This is a genomic window from Rhodopirellula sp. MGV (assembly GCF_002251265.1).
GTDB lineage: Bacteria > Planctomycetota > Planctomycetia > Pirellulales > Pirellulaceae > Stieleria > Stieleria baltica_A.
On the sequence record NZ_NPDI01000042.1, the window covers coordinates 189,079 to 214,435 of the forward strand.

20 protein-coding genes are annotated in these 25,357 nt (G+C 56.3%); 8 read left to right on the plus strand and 12 right to left on the minus strand.

Going from position 1 to position 25,357, the window contains the following annotated elements; all coding sequences use genetic code 11:
* Positions 1 to 551 precede the first annotated feature (551 nt).
* The gene (locus tag CGZ80_RS15480; protein ID WP_094415977.1) at positions 552 to 1,229 is read left to right on the plus strand and encodes a redox-sensing transcriptional repressor Rex; all 678 of its coding nucleotides are present in this window, start codon (positions 552 to 554) and stop codon (positions 1,227 to 1,229) included.
* Here the strand turns inward: CGZ80_RS15480 and CGZ80_RS15485 are convergent.
* The 6 genes from CGZ80_RS15485 to CGZ80_RS15510 all read right to left on the minus strand — a co-directional run bounded on the left by CGZ80_RS15485 (position 1,226) and on the right by CGZ80_RS15510 (position 8,771).
* Positions 1,226 to 2,404, minus strand: a complete 1,179-nt coding sequence (locus CGZ80_RS15485) for a 5-(carboxyamino)imidazole ribonucleotide synthase (protein WP_233148440.1) — start codon at positions 2,402 to 2,404, stop codon at positions 1,226 to 1,228. The genes CGZ80_RS15480 and CGZ80_RS15485 overlap by 4 nt on opposite strands.
* A 4-nt stretch (positions 2,405 to 2,408) precedes the next feature.
* Positions 2,409 to 2,924 (minus strand): 5-(carboxyamino)imidazole ribonucleotide mutase, encoded by a 516-nt coding sequence (gene purE / locus CGZ80_RS15490; RefSeq protein WP_233148447.1) that lies wholly within the window; start codon positions 2,922 to 2,924, stop codon positions 2,409 to 2,411.
* A 179-nt stretch (positions 2,925 to 3,103) separates the two neighbouring features.
* Complete coding sequence (locus CGZ80_RS15495; protein ID WP_094415981.1) at positions 3,104 to 3,775, minus strand: HAD family hydrolase; 672 nt, start codon at positions 3,773 to 3,775, stop codon at positions 3,104 to 3,106.
* A gap of 17 nt (positions 3,776 to 3,792) precedes the next feature.
* On the minus strand, positions 3,793 to 6,576 hold the full coding sequence (locus tag CGZ80_RS15500; protein ID WP_094415984.1) for a serine/threonine-protein kinase: 2,784 nt from the start codon (positions 6,574 to 6,576) through the stop codon (positions 3,793 to 3,795).
* Positions 6,573 to 7,244: an ECF-type sigma factor gene (locus tag CGZ80_RS15505; RefSeq protein WP_233148441.1), complete on the minus strand. Its 672-nt coding sequence runs from the start codon at positions 7,242 to 7,244 to the stop codon at positions 6,573 to 6,575. The genes CGZ80_RS15500 and CGZ80_RS15505 overlap by 4 nt, the downstream gene beginning before the upstream one ends.
* Positions 7,245 to 7,343: 99 nt before the next feature.
* Entirely contained in the window at positions 7,344 to 8,771 is a 1,428-nt protein-coding gene (locus tag CGZ80_RS15510; RefSeq protein WP_199180674.1) for a sulfatase-like hydrolase/transferase, read from the minus strand.
* 433 nt (positions 8,772 to 9,204) lie between these two features.
* Between CGZ80_RS15510 and CGZ80_RS15515 the strand changes: the two genes are divergently transcribed.
* Positions 9,205 to 10,203 (plus strand): DUF1573 domain-containing protein, encoded by a 999-nt coding sequence (locus tag CGZ80_RS15515; protein WP_094415986.1) that lies wholly within the window; start codon positions 9,205 to 9,207, stop codon positions 10,201 to 10,203.
* A gap of 83 nt (positions 10,204 to 10,286) precedes the next feature.
* Here the strand turns inward: CGZ80_RS15515 and hemL are convergent, their stop codons facing one another.
* A complete protein-coding gene (hemL, locus tag CGZ80_RS15520; protein WP_094415989.1) occupies positions 10,287 to 11,588 on the minus strand; it encodes a glutamate-1-semialdehyde 2,1-aminomutase in 1,302 nt (433 codons plus the stop codon).
* Between the two features lie 224 nt (positions 11,589 to 11,812).
* On the minus strand, positions 11,813 to 11,956 hold the full coding sequence (locus tag CGZ80_RS28005; protein WP_158222711.1) for a hypothetical protein: 144 nt from the start codon (positions 11,954 to 11,956) through the stop codon (positions 11,813 to 11,815).
* 25 nt (positions 11,957 to 11,981) lie between these two features.
* On the opposite strand from CGZ80_RS28005, the gene CGZ80_RS15530 reads away from it, so the two are divergent.
* Together CGZ80_RS15530 and CGZ80_RS15535 are read left to right on the plus strand one after the other, a co-directional pair.
* Positions 11,982 to 13,046, plus strand: coding sequence for a threonine aldolase family protein (locus CGZ80_RS15530; protein WP_094415993.1), 1,065 nt, complete (start codon positions 11,982 to 11,984; stop codon positions 13,044 to 13,046).
* Between the two features lie 160 nt (positions 13,047 to 13,206).
* Entirely contained in the window at positions 13,207 to 14,235 is a 1,029-nt protein-coding gene (locus CGZ80_RS15535) for a nucleoside hydrolase (RefSeq protein ID WP_094416060.1), read from the plus strand.
* Between the two features lie 36 nt (positions 14,236 to 14,271).
* Here the strand turns inward: CGZ80_RS15535 and CGZ80_RS15540 are convergent, their stop codons facing one another.
* On the minus strand, positions 14,272 to 16,149 hold the full coding sequence (locus tag CGZ80_RS15540; protein WP_094415995.1) for a rhamnogalacturonan lyase: 1,878 nt from the start codon (positions 16,147 to 16,149) through the stop codon (positions 14,272 to 14,274).
* Between the two features lie 183 nt (positions 16,150 to 16,332).
* Here CGZ80_RS15540 and CGZ80_RS15545 point away from each other — a divergent pair, with 183 nt between their 5' ends.
* The 3 genes from CGZ80_RS15545 to CGZ80_RS15555 all read left to right on the plus strand — a co-directional run bounded on the left by CGZ80_RS15545 (position 16,333) and on the right by CGZ80_RS15555 (position 20,359).
* Positions 16,333 to 16,956 carry a preprotein translocase subunit SecA gene (locus CGZ80_RS15545; RefSeq protein WP_094415997.1) on the plus strand — a complete coding sequence of 208 codons (624 nt, stop codon included), beginning with the start codon at positions 16,333 to 16,335 and terminating at the stop codon, positions 16,954 to 16,956.
* Positions 16,957 to 17,040: 84 nt separating this feature from the next.
* Positions 17,041 to 18,663, plus strand: a complete 1,623-nt coding sequence (locus CGZ80_RS15550) for a DUF1559 domain-containing protein (protein WP_094415999.1) — start codon at positions 17,041 to 17,043, stop codon at positions 18,661 to 18,663.
* Between the two features lie 76 nt (positions 18,664 to 18,739).
* The gene (locus tag CGZ80_RS15555; protein WP_158222713.1) at positions 18,740 to 20,359 is read left to right on the plus strand and encodes a DUF1559 domain-containing protein; all 1,620 of its coding nucleotides are present in this window, start codon (positions 18,740 to 18,742) and stop codon (positions 20,357 to 20,359) included.
* Positions 20,360 to 20,615: 256 nt separating this feature from the next.
* Here CGZ80_RS15555 and CGZ80_RS15560 read toward each other — a convergent pair whose 3' ends face one another.
* The 3 genes from CGZ80_RS15560 to CGZ80_RS15570 all read right to left on the minus strand — a co-directional run bounded on the left by CGZ80_RS15560 (position 20,616) and on the right by CGZ80_RS15570 (position 24,394).
* Complete coding sequence (locus CGZ80_RS15560) at positions 20,616 to 21,395, minus strand: polyprenol monophosphomannose synthase (protein ID WP_255407711.1); 780 nt, start codon at positions 21,393 to 21,395, stop codon at positions 20,616 to 20,618.
* A 313-nt stretch (positions 21,396 to 21,708) separates the two neighbouring features.
* Complete coding sequence (locus CGZ80_RS15565) at positions 21,709 to 23,247, minus strand: ExeA family protein (RefSeq protein ID WP_094416003.1); 1,539 nt, start codon at positions 23,245 to 23,247, stop codon at positions 21,709 to 21,711.
* Between the two features lie 118 nt (positions 23,248 to 23,365).
* Positions 23,366 to 24,394 carry a hypothetical protein gene (locus tag CGZ80_RS15570; protein ID WP_094416005.1) on the minus strand — a complete coding sequence of 343 codons (1,029 nt, stop codon included), beginning with the start codon at positions 24,392 to 24,394 and terminating at the stop codon, positions 23,366 to 23,368.
* A gap of 127 nt (positions 24,395 to 24,521) precedes the next feature.
* Here CGZ80_RS15570 and CGZ80_RS15575 point away from each other — a divergent pair, with 127 nt between their 5' ends.
* The gene (locus CGZ80_RS15575; protein ID WP_094416007.1) at positions 24,522 to 25,184 is read left to right on the plus strand and encodes a phosphoribosylanthranilate isomerase; all 663 of its coding nucleotides are present in this window, start codon (positions 24,522 to 24,524) and stop codon (positions 25,182 to 25,184) included.
* Positions 25,185 to 25,357 lie beyond the last annotated feature (173 nt).

Genomic DNA, 25,357 nt, shown 5'->3' on the forward strand with positions numbered 1-25,357 from the left:
CTTCTTTCTCCAGGAAACACAAATTGGGTTGCAATGGGACGCACTGGATGATGCGAGACCCATTGCTCACACCCTCCTGCACTTGTGGCGTGCACGTGCACTGCGACGAAAGACCCCCCGTTCGAGATGACGCATCCGCTAAGCGGCTCGTGACCTTCACCAACCTTTCCCGTTACGGAAGGGAGGAAGATGGATCGGACACGCAAAGGTTGCGTCCCAACGAATTGGGTCCTTATGCCGTCAATACATCGACTGCGTAAACAGTTCCGACCAAGTAAAGAGACTTGCCCAGGCAAATTTTGGCGGTTGGGTAGTCAGGGAGTGTCGCCAATAGGAGGCGTATCGATTGTGCCGATTTCGACGGCCAGGCTACGACCGTAAACGCCCAACCGACCCGCCTGATGTGACCATTCCTCCGCAACGGAGTATTCGTTGCAAAAACACCTCGTTCGGGCGACGAAAGCCCGTGTGATCGGCAGGTTCAAAACGGCTGTAACCTCTGGCAGGGTTACAAGCTTGAACTTGTCGCAGTGTTAAAGTCCAATACCCCCATGCCAGACAACTCCGAACCTGTCGAAAATACCCCACAGCCGGTGCGTTTCCCTCGCCCTGCCGTCGGTCGGTTCAGCCTCTACTATCGCGAGCTCTATCGCCTGCTGGATCAAGGGAAAACCCACATCAACAGCAAGCAACTTGGCTCGATTGTGAACGTCTCGCCCGCCGTAATCCGCCGTGATCTAAGCAATTTGGGGACGATCGGACGCCGTGGCGTGGGGTATCAAATCGATCAGTTGATCGAACAGATTGGCGTTGTCCTGGGCAGCGGACTTCAGTGGCAAGTAATCCTGGTCGGCGTCGGTTCCCTGGGCGACGCACTCCTGCGCTACCGTGGTTTCGAACGACTCGGGTTTCGCTTGGTCGGTGCGTTCGACCTGGACGAAAGCAAGGTCGGAAAACAGATCGGTGGTGTCTCGATCCTGAGTGCCGAAACGATGGTCGGAAAGCTTGCCGAGCTTTCTCCCGACTTGGCCATCATTGCCGTTCCGGCAGATGTTGCGCTCGATGTGGCAAGCGAATTGGTCGCCGCAGGGATCAGCGGTATCTTGAACTTTGCCCCGACAACGTTGCGATTGCCCGCCGGCGTCGCGGTCGTCAACGTTGATTTGGCGAGCGAACTACAACGTCTCGCCTTCAGCGTGCAAAACCTGCCGACGGGGCCGCCACGTTAATTGGCGTTGTCGCCCGAAGACAATGTGGACCGTGCATCGAGGACCACGCGCCGAGCTTCGTCGATGTTGTCCGCCGTTGCGGTGAGGTGTCCCATCTTGCGGCCGATTCGTGCCGAACGCTTGCCGTACAGGTGAAGCGACACCGTCGGTTCGGCTTTCAGAAGTCCATCCCAGCGTGTCGGTCCCGGTTCGGACCATACGTCGCCAAGCAAGTTGGCCATCGCCGCCGCAGGAACACGCAGCGAAGGGTCGCCAAGCGGCAATCCACAGACAGCCCGGACGTGTTGTTCGAACTGGCTGGTAAAACACGCCTCGATTGTTAAGTGACCGCTGTTGTGCGGTCGTGGGGCGACTTCGTTGATCATCAACGTGTCATCGTCAACGACGAACAATTCCACACACAGAACGCCAACCAAATCGAGTACCTCCGCCGCTCGCGTCGCCAATGCAACCGCCTTATCGATTAAGGCAGCGGGTAGCGATGACGGACAAACGGTGGTGTCCAAAATGTGGTTGACGTGGTGATTTTCGAACGGAGGAAAACAGCGTGTTTTCCCGACCGCAGAACGCGCGACAATCACCGAGGCTTCGGCGCGAAACGCGATACAGCGTTCGGCGATCCAGTGTTCGGTTTCTTGCCAAGGGATCGCGTCGATTTCGTCGGGGCTGCTGATGCGATGTTGCCCTTTGCCGTCGTAGCCGCTACGTGCCGTTTTGACGATGACCGGCCAACCGTGTTGCTCGGCAAACGCTTCAAGGTCTGCGCGTCCGGTCACCCTTGCAAATGGAGTGACGGCCAAACCAGCGTCGGCAAAGGTTTGCTTTTCGATCAAGCGGTCCTGTGCGGTCGCTAAGACATGATGCGAAGGATACGTCGGAGCATGTTCGCCGCAAAGCCGCATCGTCTCGGCTGGAATGTTTTCAAACTCCAATGAGATCACATCGCACTGCGCCGCGAACCGGCTGACCGCTTCGTCGTCATCGAGGTGACCGAAGACGACTCGTGTGGCGACTTGAGCGGCGGGTTCGTCATCGGAACCGCAAAACACCACCACGTCATATCCCATTTGGATCGCAGCGATCGCAAACATTCGTCCCAATTGGCCGCCGCCAACCATTCCGATCGTCGCGCCCGGGAGTACCGTTTTGTCATTCAATGAATCGTTCTCGGACACGCGACTACTCCAATTCCGTTGACGCCAAGACCTGTGCCGTTTGCTGGTCGACATACGCTTGCAGTCGTCCCGCGAGGGCTTCATCACCGACGGCCAGAATCCGAGCCGCCATCAGACCGGCATTCTTTGCACCACTCGTTCCGATTGCCATTGTTGCGACGGGGATGCCGCCGGGCATCTGCACGATCGACAACAACGAGTCCAGTCCGCTGAGTGCTCGGCTTTGAACGGGGACCCCAATCACAGGCAAAACGGTCTCCGAAGCGACCATCCCAGGTAGGTGGGCAGCCCCTCCCGCGCCGGCAATGATGACTTTGATCCCACGGGCTTTCGCCTGTTGTGCATAGGCAAACATGCGAGCCGGTGTGCGGTGTGCACTGACAACGGTTCGTTCGTGCCGAATGCCAAGGGATTCGAGAATTTCGCAGGCCGGACGCATGGTTTCCCAATCATTTCGGCTGCCCATGATGACACCCACCAAAGCGTCAGTTTCAGGAAATTCGGTGCCTGCGTCGGTCATGCTGATCTTGTTTTCGGGGCCAATGAATGGGGGACGGGCGGTGCTCAACGGGCCGCGTCTCCCTCGTCAAACGGACACAAAAGATAGGCTGCCGTCGCCAACATTGCTACCGCAGACCCGTCGCGGATGCGGGCGACGCGATTGCCCCGCGATGACGGATCGTTCTTCGCCAGAATGGCCTAGCGGGTTAGGAAATCTAAAACCGCCGTATCGGTCAGGTCATCGACGATTCGGTCCGGTTTGGCCTGTTCCAGTTGCTGGCGGGTAGCCGCACCGGTGCAAACAGCCAAGCATTTCGCACCGATGGCTTGGGCACAGAACACGTCCGCGGGTGTGTCTCCAATCACCAAAACCTCATCGGGCGTCTGCCCGAATTGCTCGGTCAAGAATACTTGGGCCCGCTTGGCCAAGTCGCGACGATCGACATCCAAGTCCCCGCCGACGATCCATTTGAAAAATCGATTCAGTTGAAACACTTCGAGCTTCATGCGGGCCGTTTCGGGAAAGTTGCCCGTCATCACGGCGAGCGCGATCGCTGGAATTTGTGTCAACTGTCCGAGCAATTCCATCACGCCGGGAAGCACGTGACCTGGCGTCTCTGGCAAAGATTGTTGAAGGATTGCCGCATAGCGTTGACGCAGACGCTGTCGATTCGTTTCGCAGGGTTCGATCTCTGCGACGGTCAGTAGTTCATGCATGAGCGAACAGTCTGTCCGCCCGCCAAAGCTGATTCCATCGATCGGGAAATCCAGAAAGGCGAACTCCTCGTGCATCGCCCGGACGAGCGCGCTTGCGCCGGCGCGTTGCGTCAGCAGCAACGTGCCATCGATATCAAAAAGAAGTGTTCTCATCCTGCGTTCAACCGAGATCAAGTCGTTGGTAGCACGCCGAGAGCGGCCTGCGACAGCTTCAACTCACTAAAAGCCGGGTGTTTAGCAAGTAATAGCGGAAACATCAACGCGCCGGCTTCGTCCAGTTGCCCGGCAAGGTTCTCGCTAAAGGATGCACCTGATCGCAGTTGCCAAATGGCACGGTTCAGTTCAGTACCGAAGGGACCGTATGGAAACGTCTCCAACATGCCTTCACGCATCGCGTAATAAGACTGGCGATCCATCGCGTTGTCTGGCGGTTGTCCCATCAACGCGGCCGCATCGGCGTAGCGGACTTCTTCTTCGTACAGGTCGAGTAGCAGTCCGATCACATAGACCCGTGCGGGGTATTCTTTTGCGGTGTCACTGAGATAGCGTTCGGCATCGCGTTTGGCCCGCGTTTGATAGTTGAAAAACCAGTCCAGTCGCGCGCGATCGACTTTGATCATCAGCGACATCGGGTTTAATTTCGCGGCGCGTTTGAGTGCGTCCAGCGATTCGGTCATGCGATCGAGCGTAGCAAAGTACAAGCCGCTTTGGTGTTGAACTTGCCAGTCGTATTCGCTTTCAGCCAACAGGGTGTCGAAGATTCTGCCGGCGAGCTGGAAATCATATTGAGCTTGCCACTCGTACATCGCCTGCGCGAGTCTCGCGTCAACCGAATGCGGTTCAAGCTCCATCGCATGCGTAAAGTTATCAGTCGCAATCTTCAAGTATTCGGCGGACTTTGGCATTCCACTCCGTGCCGCCAAGTGCAAGGCCGTTACCGCCGACGCGGCAAGCGGTTCGCTTAGCCGGGGGTCTTCCTGATGGGCGTGTTCGAAACAAGCCATCGCGTTTTGCATTCCCATCGTACTATCGATGTCGGCGTAGGCGCGGCCTTTGACCAAGCACCCATAGGAATGCGGATCGGGCTTTTCGAGGTTGCTCTGGCCCGTCGTTTGTAGATTCTTGCCGATCTCTTTGGCGATTTCCGAGGCAACGTTGCTGCGCACCAGAAACTGGCCATCACTGCTAAGCTGTTTCTGCTCGACGATGTATTCGTTTCCTGCGACGACGGTACCCTTGCGAGCATCGATCACTTGCCAGCGGAAGGACCAGAAAAAACGTTCGCCACGCTGTTGCTGTTCGAAGACGCCGTCGACGAGCACTTGGACGTCAAGTTCACTGCCCAGTTTGACGTAGTCTCGTGTGGTTCCTGCGCTCATGGGACGATACGGACGCACGGCAAGGCCATCGATCTTTGAAAACTCGTTGACCAGCGACGAGGCCAGGATATCTGCGTCCTCGATATGGCGACTGTCGAGCGGTTTACCGTCGGCAATCGATTTTGGATCGACGTTGTTTTCTCTCGGCGTCAGTACCGCAATTGCTTTGACGCCGTCCATTCGCGGACCGGCGGAGGTGTTCGACATCGCGCCGATGATTGCGCCCAACATCCCTCCGCCAAGCGTTGTGATCGCATGGCGCCGGGTAATCGTGTCAAAAGCACCTGCACCGTGCGTGCGCACCAGCTCTGCTTTCGCGTCTTGGCGGACCTGTTTCAGGTTCAGGGCACGTAGTTTGGTCGTGATGTCGACCGCTGACGGACGCAACATCGGGTCTTTTTGCAAACACTGTTTGATCACTTCGCAAAGTGTTGCGGAGCGTTCACAACCGGGTTGCTCGAACGTGACTTCGCCTTGCAGAGTCGCGGCCAACCGGTCGGCCGGCGTCGCGCCGACGATCGCGGGTTTGCCGTAGAAGATTTCGTACAGGACACAACCGAAGGCGAACATGTCGGCTGCTTCGGTCGCCGGTTCACCGCGGGCCTGTTCAGGGGCCATGTACCCCGGCGTTCCCAGGATCATGCCGGCACGCGTTTTCTTGGAATCGTCCGGTGACAAACTTGTGTCGCTGACTCGCGACAAACCGAAGTCGACTAGTTTGATTCGCAGCGGACCATCGGAGTGATCATCAACCACCATGATATTTTGTGGTTTTAGATCACGGTGGATCACACCCGATGAATGCGCGGTCGCGAGCGCGCTTGCGATCTGCATTCCGACTTCGCAAGTCTGTTTGATATCGAGTCCCGAAGGGTCGCGTTCGAGTGTTTGTGCGAGCGTCGGTCCGTCGATGAATTCCATGACGGCATAGGGGGCACCATTTTCAACGCCAACGTCAAACAGTTCGACGATATTGGGGTGTGAAATGGCGGCGACTGCTTTGGCCTCACGCTCGAAACGTTCGACCAATTCGATCCGCCGAGGATCGCGGTCTGCGAGGTGTGGGAACCCCAGCATCTTGATTGCGACGATTCGATTCAAGCGTGTGTCAGCGGCTCGGTAAACAACACCCATCCCGCCTTTGGCGAGCACTTCCGTCACCGAAAACGGGCCCATCGAAAAAGGCCGGCCTTGGTCCTCGGATTCATCTTCTGTCGTGTCGTTGTCATCCACGGCGGATGCGGACCCAGGGTGCACGCCGGGCGCCCAGTGGGTTTCCAACGCGTCGTCCATCGAAGAGACCAGCGGCGTCGCGTTCGATGATTTTGATTTCTGGTTCCGCAGCACTTCACTGGAGACGGCCGCGAGTTCTTCTTGCAGCATCCCAAGCAATTGCTTTGTGGGCGTGCCGTGATACTGTTCGACGAATTGCCGAACGGATTCCTCGATCGCTTGATCGATCGAGTCCGTCTGATTTGCCGAGCCGAGATGGCCGGACCGCAGCTGCTTTTCGAACGCTAAGCAAACGGCATCGAGTGCGGCTAAGTCGTCGGCAGAAAGGTCTTTGAAGTTCATGTGCTCAAATCGTTGAAGGCCTGAGCCGCCTCGGTCCAGATCCGCCGAATCAGTTGCAGTCGACGTTCCGTCGCACGTTTACTTAATTCCATTCGTTCGGCGATTTCATCCACCAAGAAACCGTCCATCCGCATGACGGCGATCTGCCGCAATTGGTCATCGGGCAATTGGTCGAGCAGTGAGTTGCAAGCTTCTTCGAGTTCGACCGACAGATCAGCGGTGTCTTGGTCTCCCGCGATCGCGCCGATGCCGGCGTTTCGGTCTTGTTGGTCTGGATCAATAAACACCGACTCCCCGCGTACCGCGCCGCCGCCGCGTTTCTGTCGCGTTTGATGTCGCAGGTGGGCGTTGACTTTGCGACCGGTCAACGTGATCAACAGCCCCCACAAGTTGTCTGGTCCGCTGAGGTCTGGAAACTGATCACGACGCACTCCGGCAATAAAACTGTTGAATGCCGAAAGTGCGACGTCTTCTTCGTCGCCGGTCCGTTTTAAGTTTGCCGGCAAGCGAGTCGCTGCGAGACGCACGAGTCGGTGAAAGTAACGGTTCCAAAGCACCGTGATCGCGTCGTCATCCCCCGATCGCACCCTTTCGAGGGCATCGCCGAATTGCTGCAGATCGTGTTCATCTGTGGGGCGTTCTTCCATTGCAATATCATGACGAATCATCGGATTTCCCCACAACCCCGAGTCAATCGACCTCCCTGCAGAGCGGGACCAGGAGGACAATGCAAAGCGGGACCAAGATGACAATCAAGTGTTACCCAACTACCGGGAAACCTGCGAGCGTCGTCTGGCGAGTGGCTCGTCATAAAACAGTGTCTTCTGGCGATGGTGTTTGAGCGCTTTTTGGAGAGTCTGACGGATCTTCTCCACTTCTTCATCCAGTTCGGTGCCGTCCAATCGGTTTTGCTCCAACAAATCTGACTTCGTGTCATAAAAACGCGCGTCGGAATAAAGTTTGTAGCGGTCCGTTCGAACATGCTCGCTGGCACCATCCCGGATCCCATCCCGTTCATACCAGCAATAGATGTAATCCTTACCGCGTTTTTCAGGATTTCCGTGGAATGCCGGCAGGAGGCTCTTTCCCGACAGCAATGCCGGATTCGACGGCGCGACACCAGCGGCATCGAGCAGCGTGGGATAGAGGTCCGAAAAATCGACGAGCGATTCCGAAACGCAGTCCGCTTCTATCACGCCGGGCCAGCGGGCGATCAAGCCGACGTGCGTTCCATTGTCCGTCGTTTTGCCTTTGCCACCCACATAATCTTCGCCGTGCCACTGTGACGTTACGCTTTGATAGGTGCCGTTGTCACCCGTCCAAATTACCAGCGTCGAATCAGCGACACCATTTTTTTCCAAACTGTCGAGCAGTTTGCCGACCATTTTGTCCGTGTAGCGGACCATCGCGTCCCAATACTTTGGCCCCTTAAATCCACCTGGTTCGTTTTTGGCGTCCTTCCACATCTCTGGATCCCAGTCCGGATGATCCGGCGTCGGCACGAATGGCCAGTGTGGCATCATCATGGGGTAGTAAACGAGGAATGGTTGGTCTGGTTTATCGTTTGTCTGCTTTTCGATGAAGTCGACAAGATATTGGGACACAATGTCGGGCCCGAACTCGCCATTCTTGAAATCCCGTTCGATGCCATCGATTTCCAGTCCAGGGTTGGGATAGCGACTTGGGCGTCGAGTCAATTGCCACAAGCAATAATGGTCGAATCCAAATCGCCTCGGCCCGTCGAAGCCGCCAGACAGTTGCCATTTTCCGGCGATCGCTGTGGCGTATCCGGATCCACGAAGCTCGTTTGCAAAGGTGGTCGATGCGGGATCGAGAACACCAAATCTCAGGTAGTTCTCGTTGTTGTAAATTCCCGTCATCAACTGCACGCGAGAAGGGGTGCAGATCGGCTGGGCATGCGCATTTTCGAATCGCATTCCCGATGCGGCCAGGCGGTCGAGGTTTGGCGTGTCATATTGCTCGCTGCCATAGCACCCAAGGCACTCGACCCCGATGTCGTCAGACAGGATCAAGACGATATTCGGGCTGTTTGGTGGGGCTTGAGCGGTCGCCACATGGGCCTGGACAAATGACGTCGTGATCGCCAAGGCGGTGATGGCCAACAAGTACTTGAGCTGGTTCATCGTGGCGGGAGCAGCGCGATTCATATGCGGTCCGTAAAAAGGAGCGGTCATTCGGATTCTGTTGGCAACAGCAAGGTTCGCGGCACGACAACCGCTACACGCTGCCGCGCGTTTACGTGCGATGGTGGATCTTATGGGTGCGTTTGTCGACTGCTTCTGTCGTCAATGTTGACGCATTGATCACACCTCGCGGCGATGCGCTGCTTGAACTTGTGGAAAAAGTGTTTGCCGTTCGCCGATTGGCTTGCTCGAACCACTTCGATTCGTAATGATTCGATTTGTATCGATTCTGCCAGTTGCATGCAGACCTATTCTATCCCTGACGGGGTTGCGTTAGGTGCTCGGATGTTGCCGAAAAGTTACCCCGGTTGCATTTTTTGACCTACGTTCCCTCAAGCGGGGAACGCATGTCGCGGAATTCGCGCGTGGTTGATTGGACCACAGATGAACTGAATCACACAGAACGCTTACCGGGGGAACGAACATGTCACGCGCGAAATTCGTCGCGACCTTTGCCTTTACCTTCTGCTTGCTCGCCGCTGGCGCGACGGAAGGTTGGGCGGACTGGCCCGACAACGCGTTCCCCGTGAAAACCCATGACTTTGGGACAGTCGCCGTCGCCGCCAAAACCGAATTTCGGTTCCCGGTACACAATCCCTACAGCAAGCCGATGCACCTGCGAACGGTTCGTCGGAGCTGTGGCTGCACGACACCGATCATTGAAACCGAGTATATCCAGCCTGGACAAACCGGATCGATCCTGGCGCGTTTCAACACTGATACCTTTCGGGGAACCAAGGGCGCAACGCTGACCGTTGTCGTCGACGAGCCGTTTTATAGTGAAGTTCGTCTGCGAGTCGACGGATACATCCGCAGTGACATGGTGTTCCACCCCGGTTCGATCGATTTCGGATCTGTCAGCCAAGGCGAATCCGCTTCGAAGACCTCGTCGATCATGTACGCCGGGCGATCGGATTGGAAAATCATGGACGTTCGTAGTAACGTGCCGTGGTTGGTTCCGACATCGAAGCTTGTCAGCCGCACGAACTCGCGGATCAATTACGAAATCACCGTCGCCGTACGTGAAGACGCCCCAACCGGCGCATTTCGGGACGAAATCATTGTTGTCACCAACGACAACAAGCGGCCCAACGTTCCTTTGAAAGTCTCTGGGAACATCGAAAGCCCGCTTAGCATTTCGCCACAAGCGATCGCGTTTGGCAGCGTCAAACCTGGCGAGCAGATCACCAAACGATTGGTTGTCAAAGGCAACAGTGATTTCACGATCGCTTCGATCACCTGCGAAGGTTGGGACGTTTCGTTTCCCGAAAGCGCGGTGGCAAAGCGAGTGCACTTGATCGAGGCGACTTTTACCGCGACTGATGCGAATGGTCCAACCAAGTCGACCGTCGAAATCACCACCGGCGGCGAACAGTCGGTCACTGCGAAAGCGGTTTTGACCGCCGACGTCCGCGAGCAGTAACACTCGCAATTCTCTGAAGTAAACGATCAAATGAAATCGCCCGTCATGTTTGATGACGGACGATTTTTGTTGAGCATCCTTGGTTAGATCGCGGCGAGCACGCCGTCAATCGCGTCGATCGTTTCGTCGATCATCGCCTCGGTATGCATGCGGCTAAAGAACAACGCTTCGAACTGGCTGCACGGCATATAGATTCCGCGCTCAATCAACCCCCAGAAGTATCGCCCAAACATCTCGCGATCGCTGCGGTCCGCTTCGGGCCAATTGGTCACCGGTTGGCCGTTGAAGAACAGCGTCATCATGCTGCCGACCTGCTGAACCTGGTGAGTCACGCCGTGCTTTTCGGCGGCAGTCGCCATCCCATTGGCCAGGCGTTCGCCCAATTCATCAAGCTGTTCGTACGGCGGGTCTTCTTCAAGGACTTTCAACGTCGCGCTGCCGGCCGCAACCGCCACTGGGTTTCCGCTCAGCGTTCCAGCCTGGAAGACCTTTCCGGCCGGTAAGACGTTGTCCATGATGTCAGCACGACCGCCGTAGGCGCCAAGCGGCATCCCACCGCCGACAATTTTGCCGAGCGTGGTCATGTCGGGGACAACGCCGAAACGTTCCTGTGCACCGCCGTATGCCAAGCGGAACCCTGTCATCACTTCATCAAAGATCAAGATCGCACCACCGGCCAACGTTTCCGCTCGCAGCGTGTTCAGGAATTCCATTGTCGCGGGGACGCATCCCATGTTCCCGACGAGTGGTTCCAAGATCACGGCGGCGATTTCGCCAGGATGCTGTGCGAATGCGTTCTTCACGCCGTCGACATCGTTGTAGTTCAGAACGATCGTGTCTTGACCGGCGCCGGGAGTTACACCAGGAGAGTCGGGGACGCCCAGGGTTGCCGCGGCGCTTCCGGCGGCAACAAGCAAACTGTCGACGTGTCCGTGGTAGTTGCCGGCGAACTTGATGACTTTGTTTCGGCCTGTTGCCCCACGTGCCACGCGGATCGCACTCATGGTCGCTTCGGTTCCGCTGTTGACCAGTCGAACTTTTTCGATGCTCGGCACCGCGTCAATGATCTGTTCGGCGAGTTGCGACTCGGCCTCGGTCGGTGCTCCGAAACTGGTGCCTTTTGCGATGGCGGCTTCGATCGCTTGGACGACGGCCGGATGGCGGTGACCTAAGATCATCGGGCCCCAGGATCCGATGTAATCGATGTATCGGCGACCATCGATGTCATACAGATAAGGACCATCGGCGCGATCGATAAACAGTGGCGTTCCGCCGACCGCACCAAACGCTCGCGCGGGGCTGTTGACCCCGCCGGGCATGAGCTGCCGAGCCCGCTCAAATGCCGCTACACTTTTCGCTCCCGCGCCCACTTCGACGTTCGCCATCCGATTACTCTGTCCTTCAATGTGTGATGCAAGTTCGTCGAGCGCATGCCCCCCGCCGACTATGGGGAGGGGCGCCGATGCACCTCGACAAGACGTTTGGCTGGCAATGAGGCCATTTGGCGATCGCCAGCATCTGTCGTGGCAACCATTGTGACGGATTTTGGACACAATGCGAGTGCGGCGCAGTTGGTGATTCGGGATTCGTTTGCAGACTTAAAGCGCACCTAGACGACATCGAACGCGGACTGAATGCGAGCATGATGCCGTTGTGCGAGGTGGCTGACGCTGCGGCTATCAAGCGATTCAGTCAGGCGATAGATTCCGCTGAACCGAACGGTGAACACGCGATCCGAGTTGGATCCAATCAACGATCTTTTGCTTCAGAGACCGACTATGATTTTCGCAAGTGACAACTGGGCTGGCGCGGCTGATGAAATCGCCGAATCACTTCGCCGCCACTCCGAAGGTTTCTCACCCGCCTATGGTGAAAGCCCCTTGGACAAGCAGTTGGAAGCTCGATTCAACGACCTTTTCGAACGCGAAGTCGCTGTCTTTTTCGTCGGTACGGGGACGGCCGCCAATTCGTTGGCCATGTCAGCGTTTAATCGCCCCGGTGGGTTTGTCTTGTGCCATCGCGAAGCGCACATGATCGAAGACGAATGTGGCGCACCAGAATTCTTTACGTCGGGTGCCCGCCTCGCCCCGATCGATGGCGCTTACGGAAAGCTCGATCCGGAACATCTGCGAGAAGGTTTGGAGCGTTTCGACCCGGGCTTTGTTCACCACGGCCAACCGATGGCGGTCAGCCTGACGCAAGCGACCGAAGTTGGCACTGTTTATTCGTGCGACGAACTGAAGGAAATTTCCGATCTGACACATGCGTTCGGTTTGCCGCTGCATATGGATGGTGCACGCTTTGCAAACGCGATGGTTCGCCTGGGCGTTTCGCCAGCCGAAATGACTTGGAAAGCGGGCGTCGATATCTTGTCGTTCGGCGGGACGAAGAACGGCTGCTGGTGCGCCGAAGCGATCGTGTTCATGGACCCCGCTCGCGCAAAACAGCTTCCGTTTATCCGCAAGCGTGCTGCCCAGCTGTTTTCGAAGACACGTTTTATTGCCGCCCAGTTCCACGCCTACTTAGACAATGATCTGTGGATCTCGTTGGCTAAACATTCCAACGCGATGTCGGACGAATTGGCGAGGCGGCTCGATCACTTCGAAGAACTGCGGATCGCGTGGAAGTGCCAGTCCAATGAACTGTTCGTCACGATGCCTAAAGTGCTGGCCAAGAAACTGCATGACCAAGGTGCCAAGTTCTATCCTTGGCCGGTGCCAGCCGAGTTCGCGTCAAAGTTGCAAAAGGGCGACGGGCTGTATCGTTTTGTCACTTCCTTTGCGACTCAGCAAGAACAGATCGACGAGTTAATCGCGACGATTGAGGCGACGGTTGTTGCCTAGCACTGGGAATGCCCAGGATGCGTGGCGATGGGATTGATCACACGCGTTGGCGTGGTTTAGTGGAATTGGCTGGAGGAGTCCAATAGACTGGTGGACTTGCCCTCCCCAATTCCCTCCACCCCGGATCTCCATCGTGCGAACCAATCCGCTGTACCGACTGATGACAGGCGGTCTTCTCGGCGCCTGTTGCCTCTTTGCTTCGGTTTCGACCGCCGCCGAAAATTCAGCCGACAAGCCCGTCCAACTGATTTTTGACACCGACATCGGAAACGATTGTGATGATGTCATGGCGTTGGCGATGATCCATGCGCTTCAATCACGTGGCGAATGTGAGTTGTTGGCGGTCACGATCACCAAGGATCACGAGCTTGCCGCGGCGTTCACCGACTGCGTCAATACCTTCTATGGGCGTGGCGAGATACCGATCGGTGTCTGTCATAGCAACGTGACTCCGGAAGCCGGTCGTTACAACGTGCTGGCTGCCCAACAGGACGACGGCAAGCCACGTTATCCGCATGACTTGACCAGCGGCAAAGACGCCCCGTCAGCCGTCGAAGTGTTGCGGTCCACGTTGGCCGCGGCTGATGACAATAGCATCGTGATCGCGCAAGTCGGCTTCTCCACCAACTTGGCCGATTTGTTGCGTTCTCCGGCAGACGAGATCAGCAAACTTGACGGTGTCGCACTGGTCAAGCAAAAGGTGCGTTTACTGTCAGTGATGGCGGGCGCGTTTACCAAAATCCCCAACGATAAAGGCGAGTTGTACGACCACAAGGAATACAACGTTGTCAAAGACTTGGACAGCGCCAAGCATCTGGCGGAACACTGGCCAACTGAAATTGTCTGGAGCGGTTTTGAAATTGGATTAAATCTTCGCTACCCGCACCGTAGCATCGAACAAGATTACGACTATGTCGCACATCATCCGGTCGCCGAAGCGTATGTGCTTTACAATCCGCCACCACACGACCGACCCACATGGGATCTGACCGCAGTGCTGCAGGCGGTTCGCCCGAACCACGGATATTTCAACCTTTCCACTCCTGGGCACGTCACTGTTCAGGCGGATGGGCTGACCACGTTTGAGGCTGACACCAATGGGCGTGATCGTTACTTCATCCTGCGCGACGAAGTGAAACCGCGAGTGACGGAAGCTCTTGTGCTTCTCTCCAGCGAACCGGCTCATTAAACCAGCCGAATGAGCCGGAAAAGTCGACGGCCGCGACTATTTGGTTTGCATGCCATGCCCCAGGAAAAAACTGGGGTGTGGCGGCTTGTTGTAGACGACGTTTTGCCAGACCAATGCCAGTCGATACTGGCAATCTTGAAGTAGCGTGACGAGGCGATGTTCGGTCGGAATGCTGGTTGTGAAGACTCGCAATTCCGCTCCATCTGGCGACGACATTACCAGCTCTTCCCGCCAATCGCCGATGATGTCGCCCAGCAGGTTTGGGCCGCGTGGTGCACCGCGACTGTGGGTGTCAAAGATCACGTTTTCGCGTTGTGATTCCCAGTCCCATTTCGTCACTCGCGAAAATCCAACCAACTCTCGAAGCAAGTCGCCGTCCCACCAAATCGCCCAGCTGCTCGTCCGGGGCGATTTGCCGATCACTTCACCCGTCACCGTCCGCAGTCCTCCCGGTCCGCCCCAAGCTTCGCATCCGGGATGCCTCGGATCGATGTCTGCTGCCAAGCCGCTGCCGACGTCAATTCCAGGGCTGTGGCTCCATAAAATCTCGCCGGTGCGAGCGTCTCGCATGGCCGCCCCCGGTGTCCCGAATCGTTTCGTTGATTCTTCGTTCTCTTGGACGGTGAAGACTTCCAGGCCGGGGCGGTTTGGATCTAGGTCACTTAGGTGCATCGCATCACCGTGGCGCAAACCGGATGAATACAAACCTTTGCCGTCATCGTCGACGACCATCGCTTGGTAAACGATTTCATCTTTGCCGTCTTCGTCCACGTCGGCGACGGACAGCGAATGTCCGCCCATCCCAGAGAACGTCGATGCATCTGAAAAGGGACGGTAGCTGATTCCTGAATCAAATACCCAGCGCTGCGAAAGCGTGCCCTCGCGCCAGTCCCATGCGGCCATCACAATCCGTCCGTAGACGCCGCGGCACATCACCACGCTGGGCAGGTGCCCGTCTAGATAGGCGACGCAGGCCAAGAATCGGTCACAGCGGTTGCCATAGTCATCGTTTCCACCATTGCCGCCGATTCCTCCCCAACCGTCAATCGGGTCTCGCCCGGGAAGATAGTCGACCGTCGAGAGGGCCTCCCCAGTTGCTCCCGAGAAGACGGTTAGGAATTCGGGGCCCGACAAGACACGGCCAAAAGACTTTGATTTTTCATCGACCACCCGCCAATCTTTCGTGGCATCGCCAATCGTGTTGCCCTTGCCATCGACAGTGCCGTCGGCCGTTTTGCATACGACCTCCGCTTGGCCGTTGCCGTCCAGGTCATAGACCATGAACTGGGTGTAATGCTCGCCTTCTCGGATGTTCTGTCCCAAGTTGATTCGCCACAGCAGTGTTCCGTCCCACTCGTACGCGTCCAGGATCGGACTGCCGGTCAGCCCCGCATGCGAATTGTCACGAGGCTTGGAGATTTGATGAACGACGAATTCCATTTGCCCGTCGCCATCCAGGTCCGCGATTGACGTGTCGCCCGGGCGATAGCCTTCGATGACTTGGATCGGAATCCGATGGTAGCCATTGTCCCAAGCGGCAACGGGCGTCGACGGTTCGAGTTCGTTGCCGTCGACGACAGCGCGGACAAAGTATTTGGCGCCCTGAACGTCGTCGGCTGGGGCCGTACTTTGGGGCGCCATGCTTTGGGGAACCGTGAAATTTGTGCCGGTTTCCAACGGCACCTCATTCAATCTCTTGGTGTCTCCATCGATTTGACGGTACACGTTGAAAGCGACCGAGTCGGGATCATCGCGAAGTAATCGCCAGCTTAAAAAGACACCGTCCTGGACGGCGACTGCGACCAAGCCGCGATCCAGCGATTCGGTCACACGCTCCTGTGCGGGAGCAGATGAAAGAAGAAAGGTGACAAAAAACAGCGCCGCTTTGCAAAGCAGCAATGGTTTCGGCATCATGAGCAGATTCGACAATCAAGTTGGAACGATTCAGTCCAGTCCGGTGTGGGCCCTTGCCACTCAGTTTAACGCAATGGGCGCTCGGGATTGGCGTGGCTTGGCTCGTCGACCGTTGCTGTGGGGAACAATGAGATCCCGTAGCCCATCACCACAAAGACGCATTGATTGAGGCCGATCGATCGGATGTCCCTGCTAAAAAAATTGTTTGGGCGGACCACGCCCAAAAATGTAACGATCGAAGTCGACTCGGTTTGGCAAACCGACCAAGCGAAACACAATGGTATCAGTCAAGAGATCGAGCGGGCTGATCGGTCGGACGCGGTCGCGATATTGACGATCGCCCATTTCCCAGACTCGCTCGATTGGCTCCAAGCGATCTGCGAATCCTGCGAGTCGGAAACGCCATTGATGGCGGTTTTGGCGAAGGAGCTTTCCGCCGACATCGCGGCCCAGCTTGATGTGGGGCCGAACGACATGATCCAGCTTGTCGTTGCGGAGCGACACCCGCTGACGCGTGTTGACGACAAGGTGCTCAAAGACTTTGCGGCTGTCCTGCCCTGTCGCTGTCGTGTGACGTATCACCTTTCGCTGGAAGAACCGCTGATGCAACAGTTCGGTGGGGAGCGGATTTCTAAAATGCTCGAAATGCTGGGGATGCAGCCGGATGAGCGAATTGAGAGCCCGATAGTTACCCGCGCGATTCGCAACGCTCAGAAAAAGATCTCTGAGAACGTTTCGCCAAATGGGCCTAGTGATTTGCGTGCCAATTCCATGCAGGAATGGTTCGACAAGAATGTGCGAAAGTGACTACAGAATTCTTTCTCCGGGACTTCACAACAGGAATCAACGAGAGTGTACTGTGATCAAACCCACCACGCTGCTACGGAGCGAATGATGTTTCGAAATCGACTGGCCGTCCGTGCCATGACTTGCTTTGCGGTATTGGCTTCCTTTTCGACGCCAGGATTTGCCCAAAGCAACGGGAAACTGTCGTCGAGCTACATCCCATCGGATGCGATCGTTGCGGCGTTCGCCAGACCGCGTGAGATCTTGCTCGATGAGCAGATGGAGTTGTTGCCTTTAGAAGTCTTGCAAGCGTTTGGCAATCACCAGCTCGGATTCGATCCGCTGACTATCGAGTCAGTGAAAACGGTAGCCGGAATGCCTTCGCCCGCCGGTCCAATGGGAGGCGCGGTGATTGAGTTCTCCGAAGACTTTGACCTCGCCGCTGTACTGCAGCGGATTCCCGGGACGTTCGAACCGGTGACCGTCGACGGCTTGGACATGTTTCATGCCCCAGGCGAGCGGCCGACCATTCATTTTTACCAGCCCAACAGTAAAACCGTCTTGGCGGGAGTCGGTGGTTACTTGCCTGCAATGATCAATGCCAAAAGCGGATCATCCGGCAACTTGGCGGAACTGACTTCGCGGATCAATCAGCGTCCGGGTTTGATGGTGATCGCCGTGATCGAGCCGATTCGAAACATCGTGTCGCCGATGCTCAAGCAACAAGTAATGATGTTGCCACCAAAACTTCGAAGTGTTGGCGATCTGGCCGATCAATCGGATGCGATCTTGGTCAACGTCAACTACATCTATCCGCAGTCGCAATTCGCGGTCACGCTACTCGGACGTGACGAGGCGTCTGCAAAAGCGATCGCGGAGACACTGAATCAATGCATCGACTTTGGACGCGAAATGGCGATCAACAACGTCGCGGACAAGACACAAAGTGATGACCAGGTTCAATTGGAAATGTTGAACTACACGAAGCGTGTCAGCGACTTGATTGCCGAACGCTTGCGTCCGCAAGTCAGCGGCAAGTTTGTACAAATCAAAGACGACGGCGCGTTGCTTGGTACAGGGACGCTGCTTGGCATCCTCTTGCCGGCGATGGAGGGGGCTCGGTCCGCGGCCCGAAACCTCGGCGTGGCAAGCCAAATGAAACAGATTGGCCTAGCGATCCACAACTATTATGCGACTCAGAACAAGTTGCCTTTTAATGCGATCGCGAGCGACGATGGCACTCCGCTGCTCAGTTGGCGTGTGGCGATTTTGCCCTACATCGATCAAATGGGCCTGTATCAACAATTCCACTTGGACGAGCCTTGGGACAGCGCCCACAACCGAGCGTTGGTCGATCAGATGCCCGAGGTCTTTGCAAGTCCGCGGCGCACGCTGAAGCGTGGCGAAACGGCGTTCTTGGCGCCAGCGGGGACTGGCATGATCTCCGAACCCGGCCGGACAACTTCGTTCTATGACATCACCGATGGAACGTCGAACACGATCATGGTCGTCGAAGCGAGTGATGAGGCCGCGGTCCCCTGGACCAAGCCGGCAGACCTTCCGACAGAAGGCACAGATCTCCGGTCAATGCTTTCGATCGGTCCCGGAGAGCGTGGGTTTCAGGTGCTATTCGGAGACGGCAGTGTCCGTAGCCTTCCTCAAACGATCTCGGCCGAAGATCTCAAAGGTTTGATGACTCGCGATGGCCGCGAGGCTCTGAATTATTAGTGGCATCCGCCGCAACAGCGGCATGCTTTCATTGTGTACCATAACGCTATTACACCACGTCGCTGCGGAGCTCTTCATGATTCAGTCTAAGTTTCTGACGCAAGTGTTTGCGGGCGTTCTGACGCTCGCATCGCTTTCGATGCCCTGTATTGCTCAAGACAGTTCAAAACTTTCGACCAGCTATATCCCGCCGGATGCACTGGTTGCCGCTTTCGGTTCGCCAAGCGAGATTTTGCAAGGCGAGCAGATGGAGCTTCTGCCGGTCGAAGTCTTCCAGGCCGCGATCGTGAAGCAGGTCGGCATCGATCCGATCACGATCGAATCGGTAAAGGTGATCGCCGCGATGCCTTCGCCAGCGGGGCCAGTCGGCGGTGTCGTCGTCGAAACGAACAAGGACTTTTCACTCGCAGATGTGGTCAGTCATTTTCAAGTCCCATTCGATTCGGTGACCGTCGATGGGCTGGAAATGTATCAGACCCAAAACAACCGAGTGACATTCCAGTGCCACCAGCCTGACAGCAAGACGTTGTTGATCGGGACTGCCGGATACGTTTCGGCAATGATGAAATCGAAGAGCGGTTCAGAGGGGACGCTGGCAAAGCTTGCCGGACGGGTCAGCAAGCGACCAGGCTTGATGTTGATCACCGTGCTGGAGCCGATTCGCCCGATCGTCACACCGATGTTGCGTCAGCAGGTTCAAATGCTGCCGCCAAACCTGCAAAGCGTTGCTGACTTGCCAGAGCAGACCGATGCGTTGTTAGTCAACGTCAACTACAGCTTTCCAATGATGGAAGTGGGAATCACGTTCGTTGGTCGCGACGAAGCGGCGGCACAATCAATCGCCACAACGTTGACCCAGTGCATCGACACGACTCGTGATATGCTCGTCAGTAGCGTTGGGGCGCAGGTGCGTGGTGATGATCCGGTCCAACTGTCGACCGTTCAATACCTGCGTCGTATCGGAGACTATTTCAGCGAGCGGTTGAAGCCACAGGTCGACGGTAAGATTGTCCAAATCAAAGACGAGGGAACAATCACGAGCATCGGTTTTGCCGCCGGCCTATTGCTTCCTGCGGTGCAAGCTGCCCGTGACGCTGCCCGGCGAATGACGGTGTCGAACGAAATGAAACAAATCGGTTTGGCGATTCACAACTATCACTCCGCCTACCGCAAGCTTCCTTTCAATACGATCAATGATGCCTCTGGCGAACCGCTACTCAGCTGGCGTGTTGCGATCTTGCCGTTCCTTGAAGAAATGGAACTCTACCAGCAGTTTCGTTTGGATGAGCGTTGGGACAGCCCCCACAATCAACGATTGCTTGAACAGATGCCTGCCGTGTTCGCCAACGCTCGAATGGGGTTGGCTCCCGGAGAAACGGTTTTCCTGGCTCCGGCTGGCGAGGGGATGATGGCCGAAACGGGAAAGGAACTTCGATTCCGCGATGTCCTCGATGGCCTGAGCAACACGTTGATGGTGGTCGAAGCAAATCAAAACGAGTCGGTGCCTTGGACCAAACCATCCGACCTGACGTTTGATTCGCCAGACCTGAAGAGCAGTCTTCCTATCCGCTCGCCCGATCGGGGCAGCTGGGGTCTGTTTGGCGACGGAGCTGTAATCCAAATTGACCCTTCGCTCTCAGCCGAGATGCTGAGGGCAATGCTTACGCGTGCGGGCGGCGAAACCGTAAGCCGCTAGTAGCGGGCACGTGTGATGCAGTAGGGTCTTTCATCCTATTGAATTTCAAGTGCCGCCTTTCGCTCGGCGACGGTAGAGTTCTCTACCGTCGCTTTTGCAGAGCAGAAGGCGACAGAGGGACAGGACACATCTGAAGATCAACCGGCCTTCAGATCTTGCCTGTTTGCAATGGAGTTGCAGGTGCACTGGGTGTGCATGTGCATCGGAATTGCAAGTGGAGGGCGTGTGCGATAGCTCGTTTGCTTTTCGAGCCTAGTTAATCTTTTGATTCGAGCGCTAAGCGAAACATGTAGCCGATTGAACGGAAGGCTTCCGGGAGCGAGAGTTTGCTCTCACCGATTTGTCGTTCGGTGAACGTAATCGGTACCTCGTCAAATCGATATCCGCGACGGTGCAGTCTTACCAAGACTTCTTCCAGTACCGCATAGCCAACGCATTTCAGCGAATCGAGTTGAATGTCACGCAAGGCTGTGGTGCGATAACAACGCATCGAACCGCTACAGTCATGGACTGGCAACCGCAGGACTCCGGTCGCGAAGCGGTTCACCAGTTTGCTCATCACCCGGCGTTTCAGGGGCCAGCCGACGATGCGACCGCCTTGGACATAGCGAGACCCGATGACAACGGCTAGTTCGTCGTCCTGCTTTGCACGCTGAAGCAACTTGGGCATCTCGGCCGGCGAATGGCTCAGGTCAGCATCAAGGTTCAGAAAAAATTCGTAGCCGCCGTCGCAGGCGATTCGCATGGCGTCCACGATTGCACTGCCTAGGCCCCGTCGATCTTTACGAACGAGAAGCCTTACTTTCGGATCGCGTTTTTGTACCTGCTCGACAATACCGGCGGTTCCGTCCGGTGAATTGTCATCGACAACCAACAGCACCGCATCCGGAAATGCACGTCGAAGCTCAACCAACATCGATTCGACTAGGCCTGCTTCTTGATAAGTGCAGATCGCCACCAGCGTGTCGGTTTTCACCAATGGTTGATTTTGGCCGACATCAATCGGGCTTGTTGAAGTGCTAATCGAAGTTGTCAAAACAAAGCCTATTTCAGTACTCCGGGCCAGCCATCGGTGTGGGCTCGCGTGGACCTTCTTGTTCTCTTCAAGAAAGTTTAGCCCGATCCCAACATTCTCCAACCACAAGTGAGAAATCGCCGGGAAATCCCAGTGAGTGAATCTATTTCGGATGGAGAAAACTTTCAGCCATACCGCCTGGAAGGGTGTTGTCGACGCCCTCGCGGATGACTTAGTGCTGTCGTAGTAAAGCGAAAGGCTCCGCAAGAGTGTCACCCTCGCGGAGCCTTTCGTCGTGGATCATTTGGTGGTCGTTCTCGCGACCGTGTTTGAACTACCCGTGGCGACGCATCTTTTCCAGCATTTCGCGGTAGTCGATGTTCAAGCGTGGTGGTTCGCCGCCATCGCCATTGTCGACACGGCGATTGATCATCGGCTCTCGACGCTCCAAGTCGACGTCTTCGGTGATCCAAAGCAGATCGCTATCGTCGTTCATTGGGTCGGTGTCTGCTTCCGGTTCGTCGTACCAAACAACGCTTGGACCTTTCGCGGAAGTTTCAACCGACTCAGACGCCAAGTCTGATTCTGCGACTTCGATTTCCGGCAGCGACAGTTCAGGCTGCATCTCGGGATCGAACTGCGTCGTTTCGAAAGTCTCATTCCGCCCTACATCAGCTGCTGCTGATTCGCGTTCGGCGGTATTGCTGGCCGCGAATTGGCTGAGGCCGATGATTTCGCAGTGCAGCATCGATTCCAAGTCCACGTCCGATGCTGGCGATGCGGGATGGCTGGAGGTGCCCACTCCCAAGTCCAACGCTTCTTCTTCATCGAAGCTGCCGAACAGTGCGACTGGGTCAAGCGGTTTTGGGGCCGGTGCGGCAGGTTCAACGGCCACGGGTTCGTCAATCATTTGCGACTCGATCATGTCGGGTTCGCTCGCGAAGCCGACTTCGGCAACCGCTGACGGTTTGTCCGCACGCGGCGCCGAAAGCTCAGACAGTTCGCCGAACTCGATCGCCGACGATTCGAATTCGACCGTTGAGCCCATTTGTGGTTCGTCGATCATCGGGCTTGGCAATTGTTGCAAGCGAGCCCAGGCGCGGTTGACCATGACTTCGTCGATGACTGAGCTGTCCAGTTCGGCTGCGCAATCGATCGCCTCGGTCATCAACTGGTTAACCAATCGAGGAACTCCACCACTGGCATGGTAGATCGCCGAAATCGCGGTGCTGGAAATCGTGTCTTCCGGCGATGCTTCACAAGCTTCGATTGCGCCCATGATGTAGCGACCGGTTTCTTCACTGGTCAACGCGTGCAGGTAGCAACGTGCGGACACACGTTGGACGAATGAATCCATTGATGGGAGGGCCAGCGTCTCGTCCAGCTTTGGACCGCCAACAACGATCGCGCTGACGACCGGTTGGCCAGCACGCATGATGTTGGTGACACGTCGGATGTCTTCGAGGACTTCGCTGGAGAGCGTCGCCGCTTCGTCAATAATCAACGCGACGTGTCGCTTGCGATTGCTGAGGTGTTCGTGCAGCATCAGTTCCAGATCCGCACCGCGGTTGTCGCCGATTGCGACACCCAATCGATACAACAGCATGCGGTAAAGCGCCGACGAATCGCCTAAGCCGGTTTCGCCCAACTGCACGACATCATGCGTCGATTCCAATTGTCGCGCCAGCACGGCACAAGCCAATGACTTGCCAGTCCCGGGAGGTCCGATGATCAAGGAGATCGCTTCGCGTGCCAACACGCTGCGAGCGACTCGAACGATCGCTTCTGATACCGGGCCCAAATCGACGTATCGTCCGACACTCGGAAAACTCGGGAATGGTGGGACGACAAAATCGTGCTCAGCATTGTTCATGGCTAAACTTTTTTGGAAGGTTTTGGGTGTCTCAGATCGATTACAATCGCAACTTGATTTAATCCGAATAGTCGGCGAATACCCTGGCCGATCTGAGACGGATCTTCTTGAGTACTGGTTAATACCAAACCACGACGGCTGATATAAATGCCAACGTGACAATTCCGCCGAACGTTCCGAGTCGAGCCAAAACGCCGATCGGTTGGTCGCGGTACTCGACGCCGGCTTGCATCGGAGTCAGCTTGAACCAATGCATGTAGCCACACACCGCGGCAATCGCCAGCAGCACGGCCAAATTGAAAGCAAATTGTGATGGGCCAGCCTTGGTGACTTCGCCAATGATCACTGGCGGATTCGCCGCACGCGTTTCGATCTGTTCAATCGAAGCGGCCGCAGATTCTTTGACTTGCTGCCAGTAACGCACATCAGCCGAAGTCTCGTCGGCCGATGCGGAAGACGCGTCGGCAACCATCGAGAGTTCGGCGTCCGCCTGGGCGACCGAGTTGGTTTTGGCGAGTGACTTTGTTTCAGTCGCCGGTTGATGCTTCGGTGCCAAGTCCGCTTGGGGAACTTCGTTCAAGGTCACCTGGTAATCGACTTGGCGAATCGCACCTGCCGATTCCTTTGCTTGCAATTTGGCTTTGTTCGATTCGGTGATCACCAGGTCGCTGCAGCTTGGTACAGCGTCTTCGTCGACTGGGATTTCATAAGAGGCTGTGATGACGCTGTCGGAGATCGATGCGGTCGTGGGACCACTGTGCGATCGACGGCGTGACTTTGGAGTGTGTTGTTCGGCATCGTCTTCGACATTGGTGCCGACGCAATCTTCGGCATTCAGAGAATCGGATTTGCAGGGCGAGGACTTTTCATAGAACTCGGCGACCTGCTTTCGCCATTTGGCGGTGACGTAGACGGGATCATTCTCGGGGGTCTGCCAACGCTCCACGCTCTCTTTCAACTTTGCCAGACTGGGATGATCGACAGGGATGCTGTACGTTGTCCATTGCTGCGTATTGGATTCGGCATCGACGCCGGTTTGACAATGCAGCACTTGGCGTTTGGCTTGTGCGGGCCACAATCCGAGCACGACGACAAACGTTGCAGAAAAGACGAGCAGTTGATCGAGGAGTTGTGGACGATCCTTCATCGAGAAGCCTCACTGGGTTCCAAAAAATCCGAACGGAATGCTGTCGGTTTTATCGACAGGGTTGACCGAGAGGGATGAGCGGAATCGGTGGTGAGTTAACGATTAGGAGGTCTGTCGGGGGAAGAAGATGTTTCGCATTAAAATCTGTGGCGTTCGGCTCAAGTCGGACATCGAAGCGGTCGGGCAGTCTGGTGCCGACGCGATCGGTCTGAATTTCTTTCCCCCTAGCGTTCGCTACGTCGATCCAGAAGCCACGTCTACAAAAGATCTGTCCGGCGCAGCCCAAGCTCGCTCGCTGCTCAGAGTCGGCGTGTTTGTGAATGAGTCGACGGAGACACTGAAGCGAATCGCCCAGACGGTCGGGTTGGATGTGATCCAGCTGCACGGTGACGAACCGGTGGGTCAAGCGACCGAGTTGATCGCAGGCGGGTGGAAGGTTATTCGCGCGATCAAGTTGCCTCGCGTCGAATTGAGTCCAGAGGAGATCGATGCGATTGCGGCGCCATGGATTCAAGCGGGCGCGCATCTATTGCTGGACGCAGATGCCGGTGCGGCCCACGGCGGCAGCGGAAAGACATTGCATTGGGAGTCTGTGAAGACCTGGGCGGCCACGCATCCGGATTGGACGTGGACGTTGGCCGGCGGGTTGAAACCGGAGAACATCGCCGAAGCCGTCATCGCCACCGGTGCCCAATCGATCGACACCGCCAGCGGAGTCGAATGTCCCAAGGGCGTCAAGAACGCGCAGCGAATCCAAAATTTTGCAAGCAACAGCGGATTAGTCGGTTAGTGTGCCTTTGGCCCACGCCAATTAGCCGAAACGCGCTAGCGTCGGTTGCGATCCATCACTGCTTACGCGAGACCGGAAATCGCCTAAAGGCTAGACTCCAGCGAGCACCCCATCAGCCGATACGCGCTAGCGTCGGTTCCCAACGATCACTGAGTCCGTGAGACCGGAAATCG

Bases quoted from the DNA above. Each gene is read 5' to 3' on its own strand.
- CGZ80_RS15500 (WP_094415984.1), bottom strand. From the start codon at position 6,576: ATGAACTTCAAAGACCTTTCTGCCGACGACTTAGCCGCACTCGATGCC.
- CGZ80_RS15510 (WP_199180674.1), bottom strand. From the start codon at position 8,771: ATGACCGCTCCTTTTTACGGACCGCATATGAATCGCGCTGCTCCCGCC.
- CGZ80_RS15575 (WP_094416007.1), top strand. From the start codon at position 24,522: ATGTTTCGCATTAAAATCTGTGGCGTTCGGCTCAAGTCGGACATCGAA.
- CGZ80_RS15550 (WP_094415999.1), top strand. From the start codon at position 17,041: ATGATGTTTCGAAATCGACTGGCCGTCCGTGCCATGACTTGCTTTGCG.
- CGZ80_RS15480 (WP_094415977.1), top strand. From the start codon at position 552: ATGCCAGACAACTCCGAACCTGTCGAAAATACCCCACAGCCGGTGCGT.
- CGZ80_RS15540 (WP_094415995.1), bottom strand. From the start codon at position 16,149: ATGATGCCGAAACCATTGCTGCTTTGCAAAGCGGCGCTGTTTTTTGTC.
- CGZ80_RS15515 (WP_094415986.1), top strand. From the start codon at position 9,205: ATGTCACGCGCGAAATTCGTCGCGACCTTTGCCTTTACCTTCTGCTTG.
- CGZ80_RS15570 (WP_094416005.1), bottom strand. From the start codon at position 24,394: ATGAAGGATCGTCCACAACTCCTCGATCAACTGCTCGTCTTTTCTGCA.
- CGZ80_RS15530 (WP_094415993.1), top strand. From the start codon at position 11,982: ATGATTTTCGCAAGTGACAACTGGGCTGGCGCGGCTGATGAAATCGCC.
- CGZ80_RS15535 (WP_094416060.1), top strand. From the start codon at position 13,207: ATGACAGGCGGTCTTCTCGGCGCCTGTTGCCTCTTTGCTTCGGTTTCG.
- CGZ80_RS15565 (WP_094416003.1), bottom strand. From the start codon at position 23,247: ATGAACAATGCTGAGCACGATTTTGTCGTCCCACCATTCCCGAGTTTT.
- CGZ80_RS15505 (WP_233148441.1), bottom strand. From the start codon at position 7,244: ATGATTCGTCATGATATTGCAATGGAAGAACGCCCCACAGATGAACAC.
- hemL (WP_094415989.1), bottom strand. From the start codon at position 11,588: ATGGCGAACGTCGAAGTGGGCGCGGGAGCGAAAAGTGTAGCGGCATTT.
- CGZ80_RS15545 (WP_094415997.1), top strand. From the start codon at position 16,333: ATGTCCCTGCTAAAAAAATTGTTTGGGCGGACCACGCCCAAAAATGTA.
- purE (WP_233148447.1), bottom strand. From the start codon at position 2,924: ATGACCGACGCAGGCACCGAATTTCCTGAAACTGACGCTTTGGTGGGT.
- CGZ80_RS15495 (WP_094415981.1), bottom strand. From the start codon at position 3,775: ATGAGAACACTTCTTTTTGATATCGATGGCACGTTGCTGCTGACGCAA.
- CGZ80_RS15555 (WP_158222713.1), top strand. From the start codon at position 18,740: ATGATTCAGTCTAAGTTTCTGACGCAAGTGTTTGCGGGCGTTCTGACG.